The 20,140-nt window shown below is 58.4% G+C and carries 23 protein-coding genes and 1 tRNA gene; 17 read left to right on the top strand and 7 right to left on the bottom strand.

What is annotated here, in order from left to right; translation table 11 throughout:
- The first annotated feature begins 1 nt into the window (after position 1).
- Together AB4N33_RS12130 and AB4N33_RS12125 are read left to right on the top strand one after the other, a co-directional pair.
- Entirely contained in the window at positions 2–1,237 is a 1,236-nt protein-coding gene (locus tag AB4N33_RS12130; protein ID WP_476457426.1) for a c-type cytochrome, read from the top strand.
- A 1-nt stretch (position 1,238) separates the two neighbouring features.
- A complete protein-coding gene (locus tag AB4N33_RS12125; RefSeq protein WP_476457425.1) occupies positions 1,239–2,210 on the top strand; it encodes an XdhC family protein in 972 nt (323 codons plus the stop codon).
- Between the two features lie 26 nt (positions 2,211–2,236).
- Here the strand turns inward: AB4N33_RS12125 and AB4N33_RS12120 are convergent, their stop codons facing one another.
- On the bottom strand, positions 2,237–3,520 hold the full coding sequence (locus AB4N33_RS12120) for an NAD(P)/FAD-dependent oxidoreductase (protein WP_476457424.1): 1,284 nt from the start codon (positions 3,518–3,520) through the stop codon (positions 2,237–2,239).
- Positions 3,521–3,703: 183 nt separating this feature from the next.
- Between AB4N33_RS12120 and AB4N33_RS12115 the strand changes: the two genes are divergently transcribed.
- Both AB4N33_RS12115 and AB4N33_RS12110 read left to right on the top strand, forming a co-directional pair.
- A tRNA-Val gene (locus AB4N33_RS12115) sits at positions 3,704–3,780 on the top strand.
- 1,112 nt (positions 3,781–4,892) lie between these two features.
- Entirely contained in the window at positions 4,893–5,345 is a 453-nt protein-coding gene (locus AB4N33_RS12110) for a DUF2214 family protein (RefSeq protein WP_476457423.1), read from the top strand.
- A 115-nt stretch (positions 5,346–5,460) separates the two neighbouring features.
- Here the strand turns inward: AB4N33_RS12110 and csrA are convergent, their stop codons facing one another.
- Complete coding sequence (gene csrA, locus AB4N33_RS12105; RefSeq protein WP_008028241.1) at positions 5,461–5,652, bottom strand: carbon storage regulator CsrA; 192 nt, start codon at positions 5,650–5,652, stop codon at positions 5,461–5,463.
- A gap of 250 nt (positions 5,653–5,902) precedes the next feature.
- On the opposite strand from csrA, the gene AB4N33_RS12100 reads away from it, so the two are divergent.
- Positions 5,903–6,268 (top strand): SPOR domain-containing protein, encoded by a 366-nt coding sequence (locus tag AB4N33_RS12100; protein ID WP_476457422.1) that lies wholly within the window; start codon positions 5,903–5,905, stop codon positions 6,266–6,268.
- Positions 6,269–6,363: 95 nt separating this feature from the next.
- Here AB4N33_RS12100 and AB4N33_RS12095 read toward each other — a convergent pair whose 3' ends face one another.
- Together AB4N33_RS12095 and AB4N33_RS12090 are read right to left on the bottom strand one after the other, a co-directional pair.
- Complete coding sequence (locus AB4N33_RS12095; protein WP_476457421.1) at positions 6,364–7,053, bottom strand: endonuclease; 690 nt, start codon at positions 7,051–7,053, stop codon at positions 6,364–6,366.
- Positions 7,054–7,057: 4 nt separating this feature from the next.
- A complete protein-coding gene (locus tag AB4N33_RS12090) occupies positions 7,058–7,348 on the bottom strand; it encodes a DUF1654 domain-containing protein (RefSeq protein ID WP_476457420.1) in 291 nt (96 codons plus the stop codon).
- 160 nt (positions 7,349–7,508) lie between these two features.
- Between AB4N33_RS12090 and AB4N33_RS12085 the strand changes: the two genes are divergently transcribed.
- The 8 genes from AB4N33_RS12085 to AB4N33_RS12050 all read left to right on the top strand — a co-directional run bounded on the left by AB4N33_RS12085 (position 7,509) and on the right by AB4N33_RS12050 (position 15,229).
- Positions 7,509–7,967, top strand: a complete 459-nt coding sequence (locus tag AB4N33_RS12085) for a hypothetical protein (protein WP_460139720.1) — start codon at positions 7,509–7,511, stop codon at positions 7,965–7,967.
- Positions 7,968–8,276: 309 nt separating this feature from the next.
- Positions 8,277–9,233 carry a sugar ABC transporter substrate-binding protein gene (locus AB4N33_RS12080; protein WP_460116674.1) on the top strand — a complete coding sequence of 319 codons (957 nt, stop codon included), beginning with the start codon at positions 8,277–8,279 and terminating at the stop codon, positions 9,231–9,233.
- 55 nt (positions 9,234–9,288) lie between these two features.
- The gene (locus tag AB4N33_RS12075) at positions 9,289–10,842 is read left to right on the top strand and encodes a sugar ABC transporter ATP-binding protein (protein ID WP_476457419.1); all 1,554 of its coding nucleotides are present in this window, start codon (positions 9,289–9,291) and stop codon (positions 10,840–10,842) included.
- Complete coding sequence (locus AB4N33_RS12070; RefSeq protein ID WP_460116671.1) at positions 10,839–11,816, top strand: ABC transporter permease; 978 nt, start codon at positions 10,839–10,841, stop codon at positions 11,814–11,816. Before AB4N33_RS12075 ends, AB4N33_RS12070 begins: the two co-directional genes overlap by 4 nt.
- Positions 11,817–11,819: 3 nt before the next feature.
- Positions 11,820–12,839: a LacI family DNA-binding transcriptional regulator gene (locus AB4N33_RS12065; protein ID WP_476457418.1), complete on the top strand. Its 1,020-nt coding sequence runs from the start codon at positions 11,820–11,822 to the stop codon at positions 12,837–12,839.
- A gap of 18 nt (positions 12,840–12,857) precedes the next feature.
- Positions 12,858–13,769, top strand: coding sequence for a ribokinase (gene rbsK / locus AB4N33_RS12060; protein WP_476457417.1), 912 nt, complete (start codon positions 12,858–12,860; stop codon positions 13,767–13,769).
- Complete coding sequence (rbsD, locus tag AB4N33_RS12055) at positions 13,766–14,170, top strand: D-ribose pyranase (RefSeq protein WP_460116666.1); 405 nt, start codon at positions 13,766–13,768, stop codon at positions 14,168–14,170. Before rbsK ends, rbsD begins: the two co-directional genes overlap by 4 nt.
- Positions 14,171–14,206: 36 nt before the next feature.
- A complete protein-coding gene (locus AB4N33_RS12050) occupies positions 14,207–15,229 on the top strand; it encodes a nucleoside hydrolase (protein WP_476457416.1) in 1,023 nt (340 codons plus the stop codon).
- A 30-nt stretch (positions 15,230–15,259) separates the two neighbouring features.
- Here AB4N33_RS12050 and AB4N33_RS12045 read toward each other — a convergent pair whose 3' ends face one another.
- Entirely contained in the window at positions 15,260–15,472 is a 213-nt protein-coding gene (locus AB4N33_RS12045; RefSeq protein WP_460116663.1) for a hypothetical protein, read from the bottom strand.
- 130 nt (positions 15,473–15,602) lie between these two features.
- Here AB4N33_RS12045 and AB4N33_RS12040 point away from each other — a divergent pair, with 130 nt between their 5' ends.
- Positions 15,603–15,902, top strand: coding sequence for a hypothetical protein (locus AB4N33_RS12040; RefSeq protein WP_476457415.1), 300 nt, complete (start codon positions 15,603–15,605; stop codon positions 15,900–15,902).
- Positions 15,903–16,066: 164 nt separating this feature from the next.
- The gene (locus tag AB4N33_RS12035; protein WP_460139715.1) at positions 16,067–16,387 is read left to right on the top strand and encodes an I78 family peptidase inhibitor; all 321 of its coding nucleotides are present in this window, start codon (positions 16,067–16,069) and stop codon (positions 16,385–16,387) included.
- Between the two features lie 73 nt (positions 16,388–16,460).
- Here AB4N33_RS12035 and AB4N33_RS12030 read toward each other — a convergent pair whose 3' ends face one another.
- Both AB4N33_RS12030 and AB4N33_RS12025 read right to left on the bottom strand, forming a co-directional pair.
- Positions 16,461–16,673 (bottom strand): cold-shock protein, encoded by a 213-nt coding sequence (locus AB4N33_RS12030; RefSeq protein WP_003179963.1) that lies wholly within the window; start codon positions 16,671–16,673, stop codon positions 16,461–16,463.
- A 291-nt stretch (positions 16,674–16,964) separates the two neighbouring features.
- Entirely contained in the window at positions 16,965–17,267 is a 303-nt protein-coding gene (locus AB4N33_RS12025; RefSeq protein ID WP_460116658.1) for a hypothetical protein, read from the bottom strand.
- 372 nt (positions 17,268–17,639) lie between these two features.
- Here AB4N33_RS12025 and thrS point away from each other — a divergent pair, with 372 nt between their 5' ends.
- Both thrS and infC read left to right on the top strand, forming a co-directional pair.
- Entirely contained in the window at positions 17,640–19,562 is a 1,923-nt protein-coding gene (gene thrS / locus AB4N33_RS12020; RefSeq protein WP_460139714.1) for a threonine--tRNA ligase, read from the top strand.
- Positions 19,562–20,140 (top strand): translation initiation factor IF-3, encoded by a 579-nt coding sequence (gene infC / locus AB4N33_RS12015; protein WP_476458813.1) that lies wholly within the window; start codon positions 19,562–19,564, stop codon positions 20,138–20,140. Before thrS ends, infC begins: the two co-directional genes overlap by 1 nt.

Genomic DNA, 20,140 nt, shown 5'->3' with positions numbered 1-20,140 from the left:
CATGAACCATTTACTGACCCGCCTGGCATTGGCGGTCGGTCTGGCTGCGCCTGTGTTGCTGGCGCAGGCGGGCGATCAAGTGAAGCGCGGCGAATACCTGGCCCGCGCCGCTGACTGCATGGCCTGTCATACCGCGCCGGGTGGGGCACCGTATGCCGGGGGGCTGCCGATCGTCTCGCCATTCGGCACCATCTACGGTACCAACATCACCCCAAGCAAGGAGCACGGCATCGGCCTCTACAGCGATGACGAATTCTTCGCCGCGCTCACTGAAGGCAAGCGGCGTGACGGGGCGAACCTGTATCCGGCCATGCCCTACACCTCGTATCACCTGATGCCCCGTGAAGATTCGGACGCGATCCACGCCTACCTGAAAACCGTCGAGCCGATCGAGCGTGCCGCGCCGGTCACCCGCCTGAGTTTTCCGTTCAACGTCCGTCCGGGCCTGATTGCCTGGAACCTGATGTACGGCAAGGACGTGAAGCTCTCGCCTGGCGAAGGCAAGAGCGAAGCGTTCAAGCGCGGCCAGTACATGGTCGACGTGCTCGGTCACTGCGGTGAATGCCACACTCCACGCGGGTTGTCCGGTGCGATGCAGCAGGACAAACGCCTGTCGGGCGGCGTCCTCAACGGCTACCTGGCGCCGAGCCTGCTGGCCACTGATCTGGCGGCGCGTGGTTGGAATCATCAGGACCTGAGCACGTTCCTCAAGCACGGCATGAGCGCCCAGGGCACGATGTTTAACGAGATGTTCCCGGTGTTCCACAACAGCACCCAGGGCCTCAATGATGCGGACCTGTCGGCCATGGCCACCTTCCTGCTGGGTGATCAGCCACCGGCAGCGAAGATGCTCACCGATGTGCCACTGGACAAGCTGGGTGCGAGTGCCCGGCGCGGCCGTCAGGAATATTTGAACGTCTGTGCCGGATGTCATGCGCCTGAAGGTGAAGGCAAGCCGCACATTGCCGTGGCCATGCGGGGCAACACCACGTTGCGCCTGGACGACCCGCGCAACCTGGTGCGGGTGATCGACGATGGCATCGGCGAGCAGAAGTTTTCCGGTTTCGAACATATGCAGCCGATGCCTGGGTTCGCTGAAAAACTCAGCCACGAGCAGCTTACCGATCTGCTCAACTACCTGCGTCAGGGCTGGGGCGGGCAGATGAGTGACCTGGCCGTGAGCGATGTGCAGAAGCTGCGCGCCGACGCGCCAGCGCTCGAGCATAAGGCTCACTGATATGCAGCACCTGGATCTGCAAGTGGTGCGCCGGGCGCTGGAGTGGTCGACGGCTGGCCAACGGCTGTGGCTGTGCACGGTGCTCGCCACCTATGGCTCGGCGCCACGCGCGCCTGGCTCGTTGCTGGCGGTGAACGCTGCAGGGCAGTGGATCGGATCGTTGTCCGGCGGTTGTGTGGAAGAGGATTTCCTTGAGCGCGTGGCCGAAGGCGCCTTCGAGCAGGCGGTCAGTGTCGTGCGCTACGGCGAAGGTGATGACCCGCGCTCGCGGGTCAGCCTGCCCTGTGGCGGCGTGCTGGACGTGCTGGTCGAAAAGCTCGAGCCGGATTGCGACGTGCAGGGCCATTTGCGCGAGCTGGAATTGGCACTGTTGGGCCGGCGTCGTTTGATCCGTGAAGTTGACCTGGCGAGCGGCGCCCGCAGCCTGTTCGATGATCGTGAACAGGGCGTGCGTGTCGAACGGGAAATCGACCGCGTGCGCTTGCGAATCGGTGCCGCCCAGCGCTTGTTGCTGGCGGGGTATTCCAGCGTGGCGCAAGCCTGTGCGGAGTTTGCCGTGGGGCTGGGCTTCGAGGTGATCCTGTGTGATCCACGCAATGAAGTACTTGAAGGTGTGGTGCTGGACAACGTCGAGATTCGCCGCCAATTGCCATCGGTGTTCATTGCCGACGGTGGCTGTCATCGTGATACGGCGGTGGTCGCCCTGACCCATGATCCGCGCATCGATGACCTGGCGATGATGGAAGCGGTGCGTACCGAAGCCTTTTACATCGGTGTGATGGGGTCCCTGCAAACCTCGCAAAAGCGCTTCGAACGCCTGCGCCGGATCGGCGGGCTGGGAGAGACCGACCTGGCGCGCATCCACGCGCCCATCGGCTTGAACCTGGGCAGCAAGACCCCGGCGGAAATCGCCCTGGCCGTGCTGGCCGACATTCTGCGTATCCGCAGCGGCATCCCGCGCGATCGCCTCTGATCTCCTACAGGGGTGGGTGGTGTTGGTTAATAGCCGAATTTATCCCGCAACCCGTAATACCACGCCCCCAGCGCTGCAAACGGCGTGCGCAACAATTGCCCGCCCGGGAACGGGTAGTGCGGCAAGTCGGCAAACGCATCAAAACGCTCAGCCTGACCACGCAATGCTTCGGCCAGCACCTTGCCTGCAAGATGCGTGTAGGTCACCCCATGGCCGCTGCAACCCTGGGAGTAGTAGATGTTGTCACCCAGGCGTCCGACCTGCGGCAGACGCGACAAAGTCAGCAGGAAATTACCCGTCCAGGCGTAATCGATCTTCACGTCCTTGAGCTGCGGGAATGCCTTGAGCATCTTCGGCCGGATGATTGCCTCGATGTTTGCCGGGTCTCGCGCGCCATACACCACACCACCACCGAAGATCAGGCGCTTGTCGCCGCTCAGGCGGTAGTAATCGAGCAGGTAATTACAGTCCTCGACGCAATAGTCCTGAGGCAGCAGGTTGTGCGCCAGCTCATCGCTCAAGGGTTCGGTCGTGATCACCTGGGTGCCGCAAGGCATCGACTTGGCGGCCAGCTCCGGCACCAGGTTGCCGAGATAGGCATTGCCCGCGACGATGATGAATTTGGCGCGCACCTTGCCTTGGGGCGTGTGCACCACCGGGTTGGCACCGCGCTCGATGCGCACCGCCGGCGATTGTTCATAAACCGTACCCCCCAGCGACTCGACGGCCGCCGCTTCGCCCAGCGCCAGGTTCAGCGGGTGAATGTGGCCACCGCTCATGTCGAGCATGCCGCCCACGTACTGCTCGCAATTGACCACTTCGCGGATGCGACTTTGATCCATGAGCTCGAGCTGCGTGTGACCGTAGCGCTCCCACAGACGCTTCTGCGACTCCAGGTGGCCCATCTGCTTGGGCGTCATCGCGGCAAACACCCCGCCGTCCTTCAAATCACACCGGATATCGTATTTGGCGACCCGCTCCCGAATGATGCGGCCGCCCTCGAAGGCCATCTGCCCCAGCAACTGCGCCTGCTTGGGTCCGACTGAGCGCTCGATCACATCGATGTCGCGGCTGTAGCTGTTGACGATCTGGCCGCCGTTGCGACCCGAGGCACCAAAACCGACCTTGGCCGCTTCCAGCACTGTGACCTTGAAGCCACTCTCCAGGAGAAACAGGGCAGAGGACAACCCCGTGTAGCCAGCGCCGATCACGCAGACATCAGTCTCGATTTCACCCTGCAGTACCGGACGCGGGGGAACTGCATTGGCCGACGCAGCGTAATAGGACTCGGGGTAGGGGGTGTTCGCCATCCTGCAGCCTCTGTTTAATAAATTTAACGAGTGCGACGATCCTACCCGAGTTGAAAATCCACCGCCAGCCACCTCAAATGCTTCCGCGCCGCAACGAAATTAAAAATTTTGCATATTCATAGGGTTAGCGCGAAAAAAGGTGTTGACACCCCTCCGGATTTCCGTAGAATGCCGCCTCACAGCAGGCACGTAGCTCAGTTGGTTAGAGCACCACCTTGACATGGTGGGGGTCGTTGGTTCGAGTCCAATCGCGCCTACCAAACAAAATCCGCTCTGCTGGGCGGTCTAGAGGGGTCACCGGAAACGGTGACCCCTTTTTGCTTTTGCGATTTGCAAAAAACTGCCCCCCTCAGTCGGATCACACCTCTTGGTTTTGTTTCCTCATCTTCAAAAGTGCATCTCTCGTCATTTGCTCATGAGCAGTGCTTGTGATTGCTGCTGGGGGAGGATTGGATTTGCGACTGTCGTCGCTTGACTTACACAAAAAAGCCCGCTCAGTGGCGGGCTTCTTTTTAGTTGTCGGCTTGGACGGGCGGATAGCCTAGTTGAATCTTGAGCTCATGCTCTATTTTTCGACATTCCCGACTGAGCACGCTTTTTTCTTCAGCTGAGCCTGTGAATTGGCGTTCTTTGCGATGGCACAGTTCAATCGCGTCGCGTGTACGGGCTTTCGAGTTTCCTTCCACGATAGCGCCATATACCAGAAATAAAACGACAGCGGCACATACGCCGCCTACTGCTCTACCAATCATTTCGCCCCCATCAACATGCCTCAATGTTATCATTTAATGGCAAACAGCTACTATTTTTTCCTGCGGAGTGTAGGAAAAATCGCATCCGGTAGTAGGCTTTATGTCGAGTGGGAACGTCAGGAGGAAATACGAGCGATGCGTCTGCACTGGGTTTGATCGCTGCTACCAGGATGGAGGCCTGAGTAAAGCCGTCCTCGGCCGGTTTATTCTCACTCGACCGCTTACTGGGGTGCCGGAAGGGCTGCTCGCTTCAGTTGCGGGCACTAGTCAATAATTGTCAACCCACCATGCTCCGCGCGTTCACTCCAAGCGATGGTGTGGCTCGTCTTGTTCCGGCGCACTTTTTTTATTCCGCAATCTCCAGTGCGTTCGAAGGTCTCCGAGACATCGTCGGGTGTTGAACATCGCCCCTGCGATGGCTTGCTTGCAGTCGCTAGTCCCAAAAATGGATCTCTTAACGTCCCCTCATTAACCCAGTTTTGAGAGAAATTACAATTTGCGACGAGGGACAAGGCATGCAGATTTGGCAGCAGGCCTGGCCAATTCGTTGAATGCAGGATGCCGGTTGATGAGCTACTACTGACAAGTCTTATCTTGGGCACACTGGCAGGAGTTTATCGATGGCTCACTGGCTTCTTGCAGCGCTTCATCTCTTGGCGTTTGGCGTGGGATTCTGGGCGGTGCTGACGCGTGGTACCCACTTTCGGCGTTTGGCGGCAGGCACTGGCGAGGCTCGCAGTGTTTTGATCGCGGACAATATCTGGGGGATTTGCGCCCTGGTTCTGTTGGTGACCGGTGGGATGCGTGCTTTCGGCGGATTTGAGAAAGGCACGGATTATTACCTGCAGCAGCCGTTGTTTCACCTCAAGATGACGCTGTTCGTGTTGATTCTGTTGCTGGAGCTCGCACCGATGGTGACATTGATCAAGTGGCGAATAGCGCTGGCCCGTGGCGCGACAATCGATACCGCACGCGCGAAGTTGTTTGCGCGGATCAGTCATGTTGAAGGTTTGATGATGTTGCTGATGGTCGTCGCTGCAACGGGTATGGCGCGTGGCGTTACGTTTGGTTAACGGTTACCCACAAAAGCAGCGAGCAGCCTGACGCGAGGAATAGGGCGTGGAAGCCTGCGAATCTTTAGCCAGCCATCGTCGTCGAGTACGGGCTGGCTACTGACTGCAGCAGGATTCAGGACTGCGGTTTGTCCGGGGCGGTCAAACCGGCTTGAATGCGCTGGTAAATTTCTTCGCGGTGCACCGCAACGTCTTTCGGGGCATTGATACCGATTCGGACTTGCTGGCCGCTTACGCCCAGGATGGTGATCGTAATGTCATCGCCAATGTTTATGCTTTCACCGACTTTGCGGGTGAGTATCAGCATGGTCTTCTCCTTGATTGCTTTGTTGGGCACCTGATTCGGACAGTGCAGAGGTCGGTGGTATGTATAGATTAGTGCGAAGTCTCACGGTTTGGGTGCCTCTTTCTGACGCGCAGATGCTGCATTAATTCCCAAGGCGTAACTATACAGAGGCCGCATCCATCATTCTCGTTGTTTTCAGTCCATTTTGTGGGGCTCAACAAGTATTCATGGATGATAAAATCCCCGCTTTGAGTCTTCAGAGGGAAGCGTTGTGCGCAAATTGGCCTTGGTAATCGCAGTACTGGCGTTGGCGGGATGTGGTGAGGGCAAGCGCGTTGAAGCGGCAAAGCCGCAACCTTCGGCGGTCTCGACGCCGGCAGTCGCTTCTGCACCTCAATGGGATCTTGAGGTGCGGGGTGAAATAACCCAGGCCGTCAGCGATTTGAGTGGCTGGTTGATTGAGCACAGCTTCATCGCCAATGTGGTCAAGGAAAACGGCAAGACCCGCATCCTGATGGGGCCTTACAGCTCGAAAGCCGAGGCTGAGGCCAAGCAGGACGAGGTGCGCGCGGCGCTGACTCGTGCCAAGAAACAGAATATTGAATTGCTGGTCATCGATCGGCCGGCGGCTCAATAAAGGCGTCTTCGCTGTAGCCAGGCGATCCTTCGATTGGGTTGAAACAACAAAGGCCCCGGATTTCCAGTCCGGGGCCTTTGTTGTTTCAATCGTGTTTAACCGCAAGCTTTCATGTCGACCGGTCCGACGAACTCATTGCCGCGCCCCATCACGCACGCCACGCTCTGGTTGCGCTGCCGCTCCCAGGCTTGCACCGGGTAGGTTTTGTTCCAGGCGTCATACAGTTGCCGATCCTGTTTGGACAGGCGTAAACCGTATTGCTTGCTCATGTAGAAATAAGTTCGAGCAATCATGCCGCGAATGGATGGGCGTGGCATGACCTTCTTCGCCTTGAAATCAATCTGAGTCAGGCACGAACCATACTGGCCCGATTGCTCCGGCAGCCAGCCGAAGCTGAAATTGCTGCGGTCTCCGTTCACCTCGCCAATACTCGGCACCAGGTTGTGCAAGTCGGCTTCGGCCCTTTGATACGTCGGGTCGTGTCGCGTGCAATTCTTGCGTCCGCCTTCCTGCCAGCATTGGCGCTGATGGCCAATCTGCCAGGCCGGGACGATGTGCTCCCACTCGATTCGCGAGGCGCGTTTGGCGTTTTTACGCGGTATGTAACCGCAGGCTGAGAGGTTCACCTTGTTGCCGGTGTACTTGCACCCGCAATAGAACTCGGTGGACTGCGGGGCATACAGCTTCCAGGCGACTTTCTTGGCTTCGTTGAAGGTGCGGGGGGCGTCGGCCTGGGCGCCCACGGAGAAAAACATCAACAGCAAAACAAACCAGCGGACACTCATTGACTCAGTCTTCCTTCGGCACAACCCAGAAAATCTGCACACCACCATCGTCGCGATAAGCGAGGGTGACGTTATCGTTCTCGTCGATTTCCTCGAGTAACTGCTCCCAGTCATCCACGGGCTCGTCCGGCAAACGGAAGATCAGTGCGGCCCTGGCTTTCTGGGCGGTGGGGGAATTGATGATTTTCTGAACGCGAATGCCCATGCGTTGATAGGCTTCAGGAGAAGCGGAGGTGGTGTCCACGGAATTGTCCTTATTAAGCTGTACGTGCATACAGTATTTAACCGTAAGCATTTTCGCAACTGCTTAAAATTCAAGAAAATCCTCTGACAGCGTTTTTTTCCGTTTGGTGTAGGAAGAAGGAATTTTTATCCGCCAGTGTGGCTGTGAGCGTCGCTAAAGAATTCCGTACTCAGGTCGATGCCCTTCAAAGGATTTTTTTCCAGGAGTTCCCATGTCCCTTTCGATTGGCTTTCCCCATCCGAGCGCAATCACCATCGGCGGTAAATCCACAGCCACGATCGACGCCCTGAGCGAATCGACTTCAGGGACCTCCGCCTTGGCCCTGGGTAAGGACGAGGAGGGGGATGTCACTCAAGTGCGAACCGGTGGCGGCCCACTTACCGAGAATAAAAAAGCCGATAGCGACAGCGGGAGTGACCAGAGTGTCGCGGTGAAGACGTTGCTCAAGCGCATGCGCGAGCTGCAACAGCAACTGCGAGAGCAACAGCAACAATTGGCAGCAGCGCAGGCCGCTCCTTACCCCACGCCGGAAGCGAAGCAGGCAGTCGTGATGTCGATTCAGGGACAAATCGCCGACACCAGCAGCGCACTGCTGCAAGTGACGGCCAGCCTGGTCAAGGAAATGGCAAAGGGTTCCAGTACGGGCAACATCGTCAGCACCACGGCTTAGGTTGCGTGGTGTTCAGAGCGAGTGTAGCTCTCAGGGTCGTTGACAAATGACTACAAGGTTCGCATGTAAGATGCCGGCCGCTGTTCAAGGGAATGAGCAAAGGTTCCAGCACCACCACGGCGTGGGTTTCATAGGTTGTCGCTACGAACGCAACTCTCAGGGTCGTTGACAAATGACTACAAGGTTCGCATAGTTCGGTCTTCGCAAACGTTTGCGGGACTCCGTCGATCGCTTATTCCCTGGCGCTGGCGGTGAAGCTTACACCAGCGCAAGCGTTGCTCAGAATAATCATAAGATCGGAGTGAACCCATGAAGCTGCCATTCGCTGGACGTCTTCTTGCTGTCGCTATGCTGGCTGCCGCATCCGCCGCGCTGCCTGTCTCCTCGGCTTTCGCCGAATCCCCTGAAAAGCCCAAAGTCGCGCTGGTCATGAAATCCCTGGCCAATGAATTCTTCCTGACCATGGAAGATGGCGCCAAAGCCTACCAGAAAGAACACTCCGGCGATTTCGAACTGATTTCCAACGGCATCAAGGACGAAACGGACACCGCCAACCAGATCCGTATCGTCGAGCAGATGATTGTTTCCAAGGTCAATGCACTGGTGATCGCCCCGGCTGACTCCAAAGCCATGGTGCCAGTGATCAAGAAGGCCGTGGATGCCGGCATCACAGTGGTCAACATCGATAACCAGCTCGACCCTGCTGTGGTCAAAAGCAAAAATATCAGCGTTCCGTTCGTAGGCCCGGACAATCGCAAGGGCGCACGCCTGGTGGGCGAATACCTGGCCAAACAACTGAAGGCCGGTGACGAAGTCGGCATCATCGAAGGCGTGTCCACTACCACCAACGCCCAGGCCCGCACCGCAGGCTTCAAGGATGCAATGGAGGCGGCGCAAATCAAGGTCGTGTCCCTGCAATCCGGTGATTGGGAAATCAACAAGGGCAACCAGGTTGCCGCCTCCATGCTCAGTGAATACCCGAACATCAAGGCGCTGCTGGCTGGCAACGACAGCATGGCCGTCGGCGCGGTGTCCGCGGTGCGGGCGGCGGGCAAGGCCGGCAAGGTGCAAGTGGTCGGGTACGACAACATCAATGCGATCAAACCGATGCTCAAGGACGGTCGCGTCCTCGCCACGGCGGACCAATACGCCGCCAAGCAGGCGGTGTTCGGCATCGAAACGGCGCTGAAGATCATCAAGGGTGAAAAGGTCGACAGCGGCGCCAACGGCGTCATCGAAACGCCGGTCGAGCTGGTAACCAAGTAGTCCTTCTGGCGGCACAATGGTGCTCGCCCGTCCGGGCGAGCGCATGGAGATTCTTATGTCAGTTTCCGCACCGAACGCTGTCCTCTCGGTCAGCGGTATCGGCAAGACGTATGCGCAACCTGTCCTCACCGGCATCGACCTGACGTTGATGCGTGGCGAGGTCTTGGCGCTGACCGGCGAGAACGGCGCCGGCAAAAGCACGCTGTCGAAGATCATCGGCGGGCTGGTCACGCCGACCACTGGCCAGATGCAATTCCAGGGTCAGGATTATCGTCCTGGCAGCCGTACCCAAGCGGAAGAGCTGGGCATCCGCATGGTCATGCAGGAGCTCAATCTGCTGCCGACCCTGTCCGTGGCGGAAAACCTGTTCCTCGACAATCTGCCGAGCAATGCAGGTTGGATCAGTCGCAAGCAACTGCGCAAGGCAGCGATCGAAGCCATGGCTCAGGTCGGGCTGGACGCAATCGATCCGGACACCCTGGTTGGCGAGTTGGGTATCGGTCATCAGCAAATGGTCGAGATTGCCCGCAATCTGATTGGTGATTGCCGGGTGCTGATCCTCGACGAGCCGACCGCGATGCTCACCGCTCGCGAAGTGGAAATGCTCTTCGAGCAGATCACCCGTTTGCAAGCGCGTGGCGTGTCGATCATCTACATCTCCCATCGTCTTGAAGAGCTGGCGCGGGTGGCGCAGCGCATTGCGGTGCTGCGCGACGGCAATCTGGTGTGTGTCGAGCCGATGGCCAACTACACCAGCGAACAACTGGTCACCCTGATGGTTGGGCGTGAACTGGGCGAACACATCGACATGGGGCCGCGCAAGATTGGCGCGCCAGCGTTGACGGTCACGGGCCTGAGTCGTGCCGACAAGGTGCGCGACGTGTCCTTCGAAGTGCGTGCCGGCGAGATCTTCGGCATATCCGGACTGATCGGGGCAGGGCGCACCGAGTTGCTGCGCCTGATTTTTGGTGCCGATGTCCCGGACAGCGGCACGGTTGCGCTGGGTTCGCCGGCGCGGGTCGCGACTATTCGCTCGCCAGCGGATGCCGTTGCGCACGGTATCGCCTTGATTACCGAAGACCGCAAAGGTGAAGGCTTGCTGTTGACGCAATCGATCAGCGCCAACATTGCCCTGGGCAACATGGCGGAAATTTCCAGGGCGGGGGTCGTCAACAACGCAGATGAGTTGTCCTTGGCCCAGCGCCAGGTCGACGCCATGCGCATCCGCAGTTCCAGCCCGACGCAAACGGTATCGGAGCTGTCCGGCGGGAACCAGCAAAAAGTCGTGATCGGTCGCTGGCTGGAGCGCGACTGTTCGGTGTTGCTGTTCGACGAGCCCACACGCGGCATCGACGTAGGCGCCAAATTCGACATTTATGCACTGCTCGGTGAGCTGACCCGTCAGGGCAAGGCGCTGGTGGTGGTGTCCAGCGACCTGCGCGAACTGATGTTGATCTGCGACCGCATTGGCGTGCTGTCGGCGGGGCGTCTGATCGAGACATTCGAGCGCGACAGCTGGACCCAGGATGATTTGCTTGCTGCCGCTTTTGCCGGTTACCAAAAACGTGATGCGTTGCTCAACGAAGCAACGCCTAGGGATCTCCCATGAAAACTGCAACGCCTGGCGGTAAACGTAGCGGCAACTTCTACGGTCTGGGCACTTATCTGGGGCTGGCCGGTGCCTTGCTGGCGATGATCGTGCTGTTCTCGATCCTCAGCAGCCATTTCCTGTCGTATGACACCTTCAGCACCCTGGCCAACCAGATCCCGGACTTGATGGTGCTGGCGGTCGGCATGACGTTTGTGTTGATCATCGGCGGCATTGATCTGTCTGTGGGTTCGGTGTTGGCGCTGGCGGCATCGACTGTCAGCGTGGCCATTCTTGGCTGGGGCTGGAGCGTGCTGCCGGCGGCACTGCTGGGCATGGCGGCCGCGGCATTGGCCGGGACCATAACGGGTTCGATCACTGTGGCCTGGCGTATTCCGTCGTTCATCGTTTCCCTGGGTGTCCTGGAAATGGCGCGAGGCGTCGCGTATCAGATGACCGGTTCGCGCACCGCCTATATCGGCGACGCCTTTGCGTGGCTGTCCAATCCGATCGCGTTCGGTATTTCACCGTCATTTATTATTGCCTTGTTGATCATCTTCGTGGCGCAAGCCGTATTGACCCGCACCGTGTTCGGGCGTTACCTGATCGGTATCGGAACCAATGAGGAAGCGGTGCGTCTGGCCGGGATCAATCCCAAGCCCTACAAGATCCTCGTCTTCAGCCTGATGGGGTTGCTGGCCGGGATCGCTGCGTTGTTCCAGATTTCGCGGCTGGAGGCAGCGGACCCGAATGCCGGTTCCGGCCTGGAGCTGCAAGTGATCGCAGCGGTGGTGATCGGTGGCACCAGCCTGATGGGCGGGCGCGGCTCGGTGATCAGCACGTTTTTCGGGGTGTTGATCATTTCCGTACTGGCGGCTGGCCTGGCGCAGATTGGCGCGACCGAGCCGACCAAGCGCATCATTACCGGTGCGGTGATCGTCGTGGCGGTGGTGCTGGACACCTACCGCAGTCAACGCGCAAGTCGGCGGACCTGAGCCATGGCAACCATCAAAGATGTGGCAGCCCTTGCAGGGATTTCCTATACCACCGTTTCCCACGTGGTAAACAAGACGCGTCCGGTCAGTGAAGAAGTACGGGTCAAGGTCGAGGCGGCGATCAAAAGCCTCGACTACGTGCCCAGTGCGGTGGCCCGCTCATTGAAAGCCAAGACCACGGCCACCATCGGCCTGTTGGTGCCGAACAGCCTCAACCCGTACTTCGCCGAGCTGGCGCGCGGTATCGAAGATTACTGCGAGCGCAATGGCTATTGCGTGATCCTGTGCAACTCCGACGACAACCCGGACAAGCAGCGCAGCTACCTTCGCGTACTGCTGGAAAAACGCATCGACGGGCTGATCGTGGCCTCCGCCGGTGGGGATGCCGGTTTCGCCGAAGGGCTGGCGGGCGTGCGTACGCCGATGGTCATCGTCGACCGTGGGCTGCAAGGCGTGAGTGCCGACCTGGTACGCATCGACCATGAATACGGCGCATATCTGGCGACCCGACACCTTTTGGAGTTGGGGCATCGCGACATCGCCATGATCGGTGGTCCGGCGGACACCAGCGTCGCGCAGATGCGTCTGGCAGGTTATTGCCGTGCCTTGCAGGAGGCGGGCGTCGAAGTGGTTCACGAGCGTGTGCTGCAAAGCGACTTCACCAGCACTGGCGGTTACGGTGCTGCCGCAACCCTGCTGGAAAACAACCCGCCCACGGCGATTTTTGCCGGTAACGACATGATCGGCTTCGGTGTCCTGCGAGCCGCCGCCGAGCGCAACATTCGCGTGCCGAGCGAACTGTCGGTGATCGGCTTCGACGATATCCAGATGAGCCGCTATGTCTATCCGGCGCTGACCACCGTGGGCCAATCGATTCTGCAATTGGGCGAGATGGCGGCCGGTGTGCTGTTGCGCAGGATCGCCAAACCGGAAACGGCTATCGATCAACGGATCGTGACGCCGAGTATTGTCTTGCGTGAATCGACTGCGCCCCTGGCCGGTCTGTTCGCGCAATTGCGTTGAAACTTTGAGTAGCGATGTATGCCAGCAAAAGTAGTGGTGATAGGCAGCCTGAACATGGACCTGGTGACTCGTGCTTCGCGCCTGCCCCGGGGCGGCGAGACGCTGATCGGTGAGTCGTTTACCACGATTTCCGGTGGCAAGGGTGCCAACCAGGCAGTGGCTGCGGCACGGTTGGGTGCGCAGGTATCGATGGTCGGTTGCGTGGGGAGCGATGCCTATGGAGAGGTGCTGCGCGGGGCGTTGTTAGCCGACGGCATCGATTGTCAGGCCGTCAGCACCGTTGATGGCTCCAGTGGTGTGGCGCTGATTGTGGTCGATGACAACAGTCAGAACGCTATCGTCATCGTGGCTGGCGCCAATGGTGCGCTGACGCCGGCGTTGATCGATCAGTTCGACGCGGTGCTGCAAGCGGCGGACGTGATCATCTGTCAGCTGGAAGTGCCGGATGCCACCGTCGGGTACGCGCTCAAGCGCGGCCGGGCGCTGGGCAAAACGGTGATTCTCAATCCGGCACCGGCCAGTCGGGCGCTGCCGGCGAACTGGTATGCGGCCATTGATTACCTGATTCCCAACGAGAGCGAAGCATCGACCTTGACAGGGTTGCCGGTGGACTCACTGGCAACCGCCGAAACGGCGGCAACGCGGCTGATCGCCATGGGGGCGGGCAAGGTCATCATCACGCTCGGCGCGCAAGGCTCACTGTTTGCCGACGGCCAACGCTTCGAGCACTTTGTCGCGCCGAAGGTGAAAGCGGTGGACACCACGGCCGCAGGCGACACCTTCGTCGGTGGTTTTGCCGCTGCACTGGCCGGCGGCAAAAGTGAACGCGAGGCCATCCACTTCGGTCAGGCTGCCGCTGCACTGTCGGTCACCCGCGCGGGGGCGCAACCCTCGATTCCCGATCTGTCTGAAGTGCAGGCCACAGCATGAAAAAAACACCGCTACTCAACGTCGCCTTGTCGCGGCTGATTGCATCCCTGGGGCATGGCGACCTGGTCGTGATCGGCGATGCCGGACTGCCAGTGCCGCCGGGTGTCGAGTTGATCGACCTGGCCCTGACCCAGGGTATTCCTGATTTCGTCAGCACCTTGAGCGTCGTGCTCAGCGAAATGCAGGTCGAGCGCCATGTACTCGCCCGGGAGATCCTGGATAAGCAACCATCCGCTCTGGTTGCGCTGGACAGACTGCATGCCGAAGGTGCGCTGGGCCAGCGCGAGTTGCTCAGCCATGAGCAGTTCAAGGTCTTGAGCCGACAGGCGAGGGCGATTGTGCGCACCGGCGAATGCCAGCCGTACTGCAACATTGTTCTGGCGGCCGGGGTTACCTTTTAAGTTGCTTGATCTTTCCCCCTGCACAAGGAGTGCACCATGTACCGCAATGTCCAGAAACTGCTGCTTCGGAGCCTGCTGCTTTTGTCCCTGATATCCGCAACGAGCGCCCACGGGGCACAAAAGATCGACCTGATCATCGACACCGATCCCGGTGCCGACGACGTCGTGGCCTTGCTGTTTGCCCTGGCATCACCGCAAGAGTTGAACATCCGTGCGTTGACCACCGTCGCTGGCAATGTGCGCCTGGACAAGACCTCGCGTAATGCGCGGCTGGCTCGTGAATGGGCAGGGCGCGAGGAAGTGCCGGTGTATGCTGGCGCGCCAAAACCACTGATGCGCACTCCGATTTATGCGGACAACATTCACGGCAAGGAAGGCATGTCGGGCGTCACCGTGCATGAGCCTGGGAAGGGGCTGGCGCAGGGCAATGCCGTTGATTACCTGATCGATACCCTGAAAACGGCCAAGCCCCATAGCATCACCATCGCCATGCTGGGGCCTCAGACCAATCTGGCCCTGGCACTGATCCAGGCGCCGGAGATCGTTCAGGGCATCAGGGAGGTGGTGATCATGGGCGGCGCGCACTTCAACGGCGGCAACATTACCCCGGTGGCTGAGTTCAATCTGTTCGCTGATCCGCAGGCTGCAGAGGTTGTGCTCAAAAGCGGCGTCAAACTGACCTATCTGCCGCTGGACGTGACGCACAAGATTTTGACCAGTGAAGAGCGCCTTAAGCAGATCGCCGCACTGAACAACAATGCCAGCAGGCTGGTGAGCGATATTCTCAATGAATACATCAAGGCCGATATGGAGCACTACGGTCTGACGGGTGGGCCGGTGCATGACGCTACCGTCATCGCCTATCTGCTCAAGCCTGAGTTGTTCAGCGGTCGTTCGGTCAATGTGGTGATCGACAGCCGCGAAGGCCCGACCTTCGGCCAGACCATTGTTGACTGGTACGACGGCCTGAAGGCGCCAAAGAATGCTTTCTGGGTTGAGAGCGGTGATGCCCAGGGCTTTTTTGACCTGCTGACCGAGCGTCTGGCTCGCCTGAAGTAAGCCAAAACCCGCAGGCGACGGCCTGCGGGTTTACTCCCTTTCGTTGATTTCAGCGCCCTGGTAGCCCGCCGGGTATTTCTCGAATACTTGTGCGATGAAGGATTGCGCGGCCTCGGTTCCCAGTTCCTTGACCAGCAAGTCGACACTGATGATCGCCAGTTCCTCCGGGCTGCCCGGGCTATACGAACTGTGGCCCAGCGGCCATTTGGCCTTGATGTCGGCGTCTATGTTTACGGTGGTCATGATGGCGCTCGTGAATGGGGTGAAGTCTGCATGAAGTTAATCATTTTGCCGCTTGTTTGGCACTCCGACTTAGGCATGAGGGCAGGGCTGTGCCACACTGCCTCATTGATGATTTTTCAAGGACCGTGTTGTGCAGATCGATTTGAATGACGGCCTGACCCTGGAGGCCGTGCGCCAATTGCTGGCCAGTGCCAGCGATGATGAGCATACGCAGTTGCGGGTAACCAAGGGCGGCATTGCCTACATTTCTTCGGGTGTCGTGGGCGGCACCGACATCGATGGCCTGCTGTTTCGCCTCGAGACCTGGGCCAAGGGCTCCGGATACGTGGGCCGGGTTGCAGCCAGTGATGATGTCTGGGTCACGCAGATTTTCAACGCATTGAAAGACAACTGGCCGAAGCCACCCTTCGATTACATCGATATCTATTAAGCGCCATTCATATCCGGTCACGATTGAGAAGTGAACGACGGGATTGGCTCAGGCAAACTTGTCGATCGACCGGATCGAAAGCAAGGTGCTGGCACCTGGTGAAACCAAACGCCGGATTGGCGGTCGCACGATCTCAGCTCAATCAATTGAATAAAGGAGGCTTCATGCCTTGGAAGCTCGCGTCATTGGGTACTTTGCTGGCCGCTAGCCTGCTGGCTGGTTGCAGCAATACATCCACCGACTCGGCCACGGACCCTGTTGCGGCGACCGACACCGGTCATAGTCGCTGCGAAGCAACGGCGGCCGAGTTCGCAATTGGCAAGAAGGCTTCGCCTGAGCTGCTGGAGCAGGCACGCGTTCGCGCAGGCGCGCAAAACGCCCGAATCCTCAAGCCCAACGATATGGTGACCCTGGAGTACCGCTCCGATCGCCTGAACCTGAGCACCGATAACAGCCTGGTCGTCAATCGCGTCAATTGCGGCTGACACCGCACCCGCTTTTTCATCACCCATAAAAAACCCCGTCACATGGACGGGGTTTTTTTAGTGCGCCTGGAAATTACTCTGGGCGAACTTGTGCAGCTTGCATACCCTTTTGGCCTTTCTCAGCCACGAAGGAAACGGTTTGGCCTTCTTTCAGGCTTTTGAAACCGTCGCTTTCGATAGCTTTGAAGTGTACGAACAGGTCGTCACCGCCACCTTGAGGAGTGATGAAGCCGAAGCCTTTTTCATCGTTGAACCATTTAACGGTGCCGGTTTGGCGATTAGACATGGTGTATCTCCAAGAAACATATATTTTCAGTAGTACTGTGTTGCTCAGGCCAACTGGGCACACCCGGGTATCATAGTCGAAATGTTCGCTTTGGGAGCCCCCGCAGGTGCTGTTTGCCGCGCAGTCACACTTTCTTTGTTGCCTGATAAGCCTGGAAGCCCCGATTTAAAAGGCTTTCAGGTGAAAGTAAAGACGATAAAAAAAGCTGTAAAACCTACATGAATTGTTGAAAAAAACGCCATTTGCGGCCTTTTCAACGACAGTTGCGGCCTTCGCAGCCGGTTTTTCGCTTTATTTTTTGGCCTTGTTATCAGCCTTGCACGCCGAAATCTGGGTCAGCGCTTTCTGTTTCAGAGCATCACTGGCCTTATTGTCCATCAGCGCCTGAAGGTCGCTGGCCGGGTAGGACTTGATGGCATCCGCGCCACAAGCGCAGTGCGCCTTGGCGGCCGCCGCGCCGATCTGCGGGGTGGCCGCTTCGGTGCACTGGGCCATGTACTTCTCGCGTTCGCCCTTCGGCCAGTCCGCATGGGCCGTCAGCGGCAACAGGAGGACGATGGGGGCGACGACTGCGAATAAACGATTCAGACGCATGCTGAGATGCTCCTTTTGGGTCGATGTCTTTTTATCTGAGGGGTTAACAGGGTTCAAGTTCAGCACTCTGGCACAAAATGGCTGATTTGCCCCGACGTAAAACCCAGGCCCGCGACAACCGTTCATCTGTGCTAGCATGCCCGGCTCGGGTGTTTGCAGGCTGCGCAGGACCTCCCGTCCCGTTGGCGGCAGATGTCCGAATAACCCTGATTTGAATCCCAGTCACTCTGGTTCGGTTTTTCCGGTTGGCCGCAAGGCTCCTGCCGCTGTAAGGCAGGCGTTCGTCATTGAATGGCCGGGACTGGATCTTGTACTGGCTCATCCCAACCCACGTGACCTTTGGTAGGGGTCACCACTAGGAGAGGAGGCGCCATGCCAACTATTACTCTTCCCGACGGCAGTCAACGTTCATTCGATCACCCGGTTTCCGTAGCCGAGGTTGCCGCATCCATCGGTGCAGGCCTGGCCAAGGCCACCCTGGCCGGCAAGGTCAACGGCAAGCTGGTCGATGCCAGCGATACCATCGACAGTGATTCCACGCTGCAAATCATTACGCCAAAGGATGAAGAGGGGCTGGAGATCATTCGCCACTCTTGCGCGCACCTGGTTGGCCATGCGGTCAAGCAGCTGTACCCGACTGCCAAGATGGTCATCGGGCCGGTCATTGATGAAGGCTTCTATTACGACATCGCCTTCGAGCGTCCATTTACGCCGGACGACATGGCTGCCATCGAACAGCGCATGCAGCAGCTGATCGAGAAAGATTACGACGTGATCAAGAAAGTCACTCCGCGCGCCGAAGTGATCGAAGTGTTCAAGGCCCGCGGCGAAGACTACAAGCTGCGCCTGGTCGAGGACATGCCGAACGAGCAGGCCATGGGCCTGTACTATCACGAAGAATACGTCGACATGTGTCGCGGTCCGCACGTACCGAACACCCGCTTCCTGAAGTCCTTCAAACTGACCAAGCTGTCCGGCGCCTACTGGCGCGGCGATGCCAAGAACGAGCAATTGCAGCGCGTTTATGGCACGGCGTGGGCGGACAAGAAGCAACTGGCGGCTTATATCCAGCGCATCGAAGAAGCTGAAAAGCGCGATCACCGCAAGATCGGCAAGCGCCTGGGCCTGTTCCACACCCAGGAAGAAGCGCCTGGCATGGTGTTCTGGCATCCGAACGGTTGGACCCTGTATCAGGTGCTCGAGCAGTACATGCGCAAGGTTCAGCGCGATAACGGTTACCTGGAGATCAAGACACCTCAGGTGGTTGATCGCAGCCTGTGGGAGAAATCCGGGCACTGGGCCAACTACGCCGACAACATGTTCACCACTGAGTCGGAAAGCCGCGACTACGCCATCAAGCCAATGAATTGCCCTTGCCACGTGCAAGTGTTCAATCAGGGCCTGAAGAGCTACCGCGAGCTGCCGATGCGACTGGCCGAATTCGGTGCCTGCCACCGTAACGAGCCATCGGGTGCGCTGCACGGCATCATGCGTGTGCGTGCATTCACCCAGGACGACGCCCACATCTTCTGCACCGAAGAGCAGATGCAGGCCGAATCCGCTGCATTCATCAAGCTGACCATGGATGTCTATGCCGACTTCGGCTTTAAAGACATCGAGATGAAGCTGTCCACTCGTCCGGAAAAGCGCGTCGGATCCGACGAGCTGTGGGATCGCGCCGAAGCTGCATTGGCCGCAGCGCTGGACAGTGCGGGCCTGCCGTACGATCTGCAGCCGGGAGAGGGCGCTTTCTACGGTCCGAAGATCGAGTTCTCGCTGAAAGATTGCCTTGGCCGTGTGTGGCAGTGTGGTACCCTGCAGCTCGATTTTAACCTGCCTGTGCGTCTGGGCGCTGAATTTGTCTCCGAAGACAACAGTCGCAAGCATCCAGTTATGCTGCACCGGGCGATCCTCGGATCGTTCGAACGCTTCGTCGGAATATTGATCGAGCACTACGAGGGAGCATTCCCTGCGTGGCTCGCTCCGACCCAGGCTGTAGTGATGAATATCACTGATAAACAGGCAGATTTTGTCAGCCAAGTGGAAAAAACTCTCAACGAAAGCGGGTTTCGTGCCAAGTCTGACTTGAGAAATGAAAAGATCGGCTTTAAAATCCGCGAGCATACGTTGCTCAAGGTTCCCTATCTTCTGGTTATCGGGGATAAGGAAGTTGAGACGCAGACTGTCGCTGTGCGTACTCGTGAAGGTGCTGACCTGGGCTCGATGCCCGTCGCCCAGTTCGCCGAGTTCCTCGCGCAAGCGGTTTCCCGGCGTGGTCGCCCAGATTCGGAGTAATTATTATTAAGCGTGAAATGAGACAAGATAAACGAGCTGCACCGAAAGCCCCGATCAACGAGAATATCTCGGCACGCGAGGTTCGGTTAATTGGGGCTGAAGGTGAACAGCTTGGGATTGTGTCAATTGAAGACGCGCTTCTTAAGGCTGAAGAGGCCAAGCTGGATTTGGTGGAAATTTCCGCCGATGCAGTACCCCCTGTTTGCAAACTGATGGACTACGGCAAATCGATCTTCGAAAAGAAGAAGCAGGTTGCCGCGGCCAAGAAAAACCAGAAGCAGATTCAGGTTAAAGAAATCAAGTTTCGTCCAGGGACGGAGGAAGGGGATTACCAGGTAAAACTGCGCAACCTGGTACGTTTCCTGAGTGACGGGGACAGGGCCAAGGTATCCTTGCGATTCCGCGGCCGTGAGATGGCCCACCAGGAGCTGGGGATGGAACTGCTCAAGCGAGTTGAAGGTGACTTGCTCGAATACGGTTCGGTCGAACAGCATCCTAAGATGGAAGGACGCCAGCTGATCATGGTCATCGCCCCGAAAAAAGAAGAAGTAATCAACAGGGCACGGCAGGCCTTCTGA

This window comes from Pseudomonas sp. S1_E05 (assembly GCF_056337105.1).
The sequence above is the reverse complement of the archived record's forward strand: the minus strand, read 5'-3'. Positions and strand labels throughout refer to the sequence as shown.

Bases quoted from the DNA above. Each gene is read 5' to 3' on its own strand.
- AB4N33_RS12130 (WP_476457426.1), top strand. From the start codon at position 2: ATGAACCATTTACTGACCCGCCTGGCATTGGCGGTCGGTCTGGCTGCG.
- AB4N33_RS12125 (WP_476457425.1), top strand. From the start codon at position 1,239: ATGCAGCACCTGGATCTGCAAGTGGTGCGCCGGGCGCTGGAGTGGTCG.
- AB4N33_RS12120 (WP_476457424.1), bottom strand. From the start codon at position 3,520: ATGGCGAACACCCCCTACCCCGAGTCCTATTACGCTGCGTCGGCCAAT.
- AB4N33_RS12110 (WP_476457423.1), top strand. From the start codon at position 4,893: ATGGCTCACTGGCTTCTTGCAGCGCTTCATCTCTTGGCGTTTGGCGTG.
- csrA (WP_008028241.1), bottom strand. From the start codon at position 5,652: ATGCTGATACTCACCCGCAAAGTCGGTGAAAGCATAAACATTGGCGAT.
- AB4N33_RS12095 (WP_476457421.1), bottom strand. From the start codon at position 7,053: ATGAGTGTCCGCTGGTTTGTTTTGCTGTTGATGTTTTTCTCCGTGGGC.
- AB4N33_RS12090 (WP_476457420.1), bottom strand. From the start codon at position 7,348: ATGCTTACGGTTAAATACTGTATGCACGTACAGCTTAATAAGGACAAT.
- AB4N33_RS12085 (WP_460139720.1), top strand. From the start codon at position 7,509: ATGTCCCTTTCGATTGGCTTTCCCCATCCGAGCGCAATCACCATCGGC.
- AB4N33_RS12080 (WP_460116674.1), top strand. From the start codon at position 8,277: ATGAAGCTGCCATTCGCTGGACGTCTTCTTGCTGTCGCTATGCTGGCT.
- AB4N33_RS12075 (WP_476457419.1), top strand. From the start codon at position 9,289: ATGTCAGTTTCCGCACCGAACGCTGTCCTCTCGGTCAGCGGTATCGGC.
- AB4N33_RS12070 (WP_460116671.1), top strand. From the start codon at position 10,839: ATGAAAACTGCAACGCCTGGCGGTAAACGTAGCGGCAACTTCTACGGT.
- AB4N33_RS12065 (WP_476457418.1), top strand. From the start codon at position 11,820: ATGGCAACCATCAAAGATGTGGCAGCCCTTGCAGGGATTTCCTATACC.
- rbsK (WP_476457417.1), top strand. From the start codon at position 12,858: ATGCCAGCAAAAGTAGTGGTGATAGGCAGCCTGAACATGGACCTGGTG.
- rbsD (WP_460116666.1), top strand. From the start codon at position 13,766: ATGAAAAAAACACCGCTACTCAACGTCGCCTTGTCGCGGCTGATTGCA.
- AB4N33_RS12050 (WP_476457416.1), top strand. From the start codon at position 14,207: ATGTACCGCAATGTCCAGAAACTGCTGCTTCGGAGCCTGCTGCTTTTG.
- AB4N33_RS12045 (WP_460116663.1), bottom strand. From the start codon at position 15,472: ATGACCACCGTAAACATAGACGCCGACATCAAGGCCAAATGGCCGCTG.
- AB4N33_RS12035 (WP_460139715.1), top strand. From the start codon at position 16,067: ATGCCTTGGAAGCTCGCGTCATTGGGTACTTTGCTGGCCGCTAGCCTG.
- AB4N33_RS12030 (WP_003179963.1), bottom strand. From the start codon at position 16,673: ATGTCTAATCGCCAAACCGGCACCGTTAAATGGTTCAACGATGAAAAA.
- AB4N33_RS12025 (WP_460116658.1), bottom strand. From the start codon at position 17,267: ATGCGTCTGAATCGTTTATTCGCAGTCGTCGCCCCCATCGTCCTCCTG.
- thrS (WP_460139714.1), top strand. From the start codon at position 17,640: ATGCCAACTATTACTCTTCCCGACGGCAGTCAACGTTCATTCGATCAC.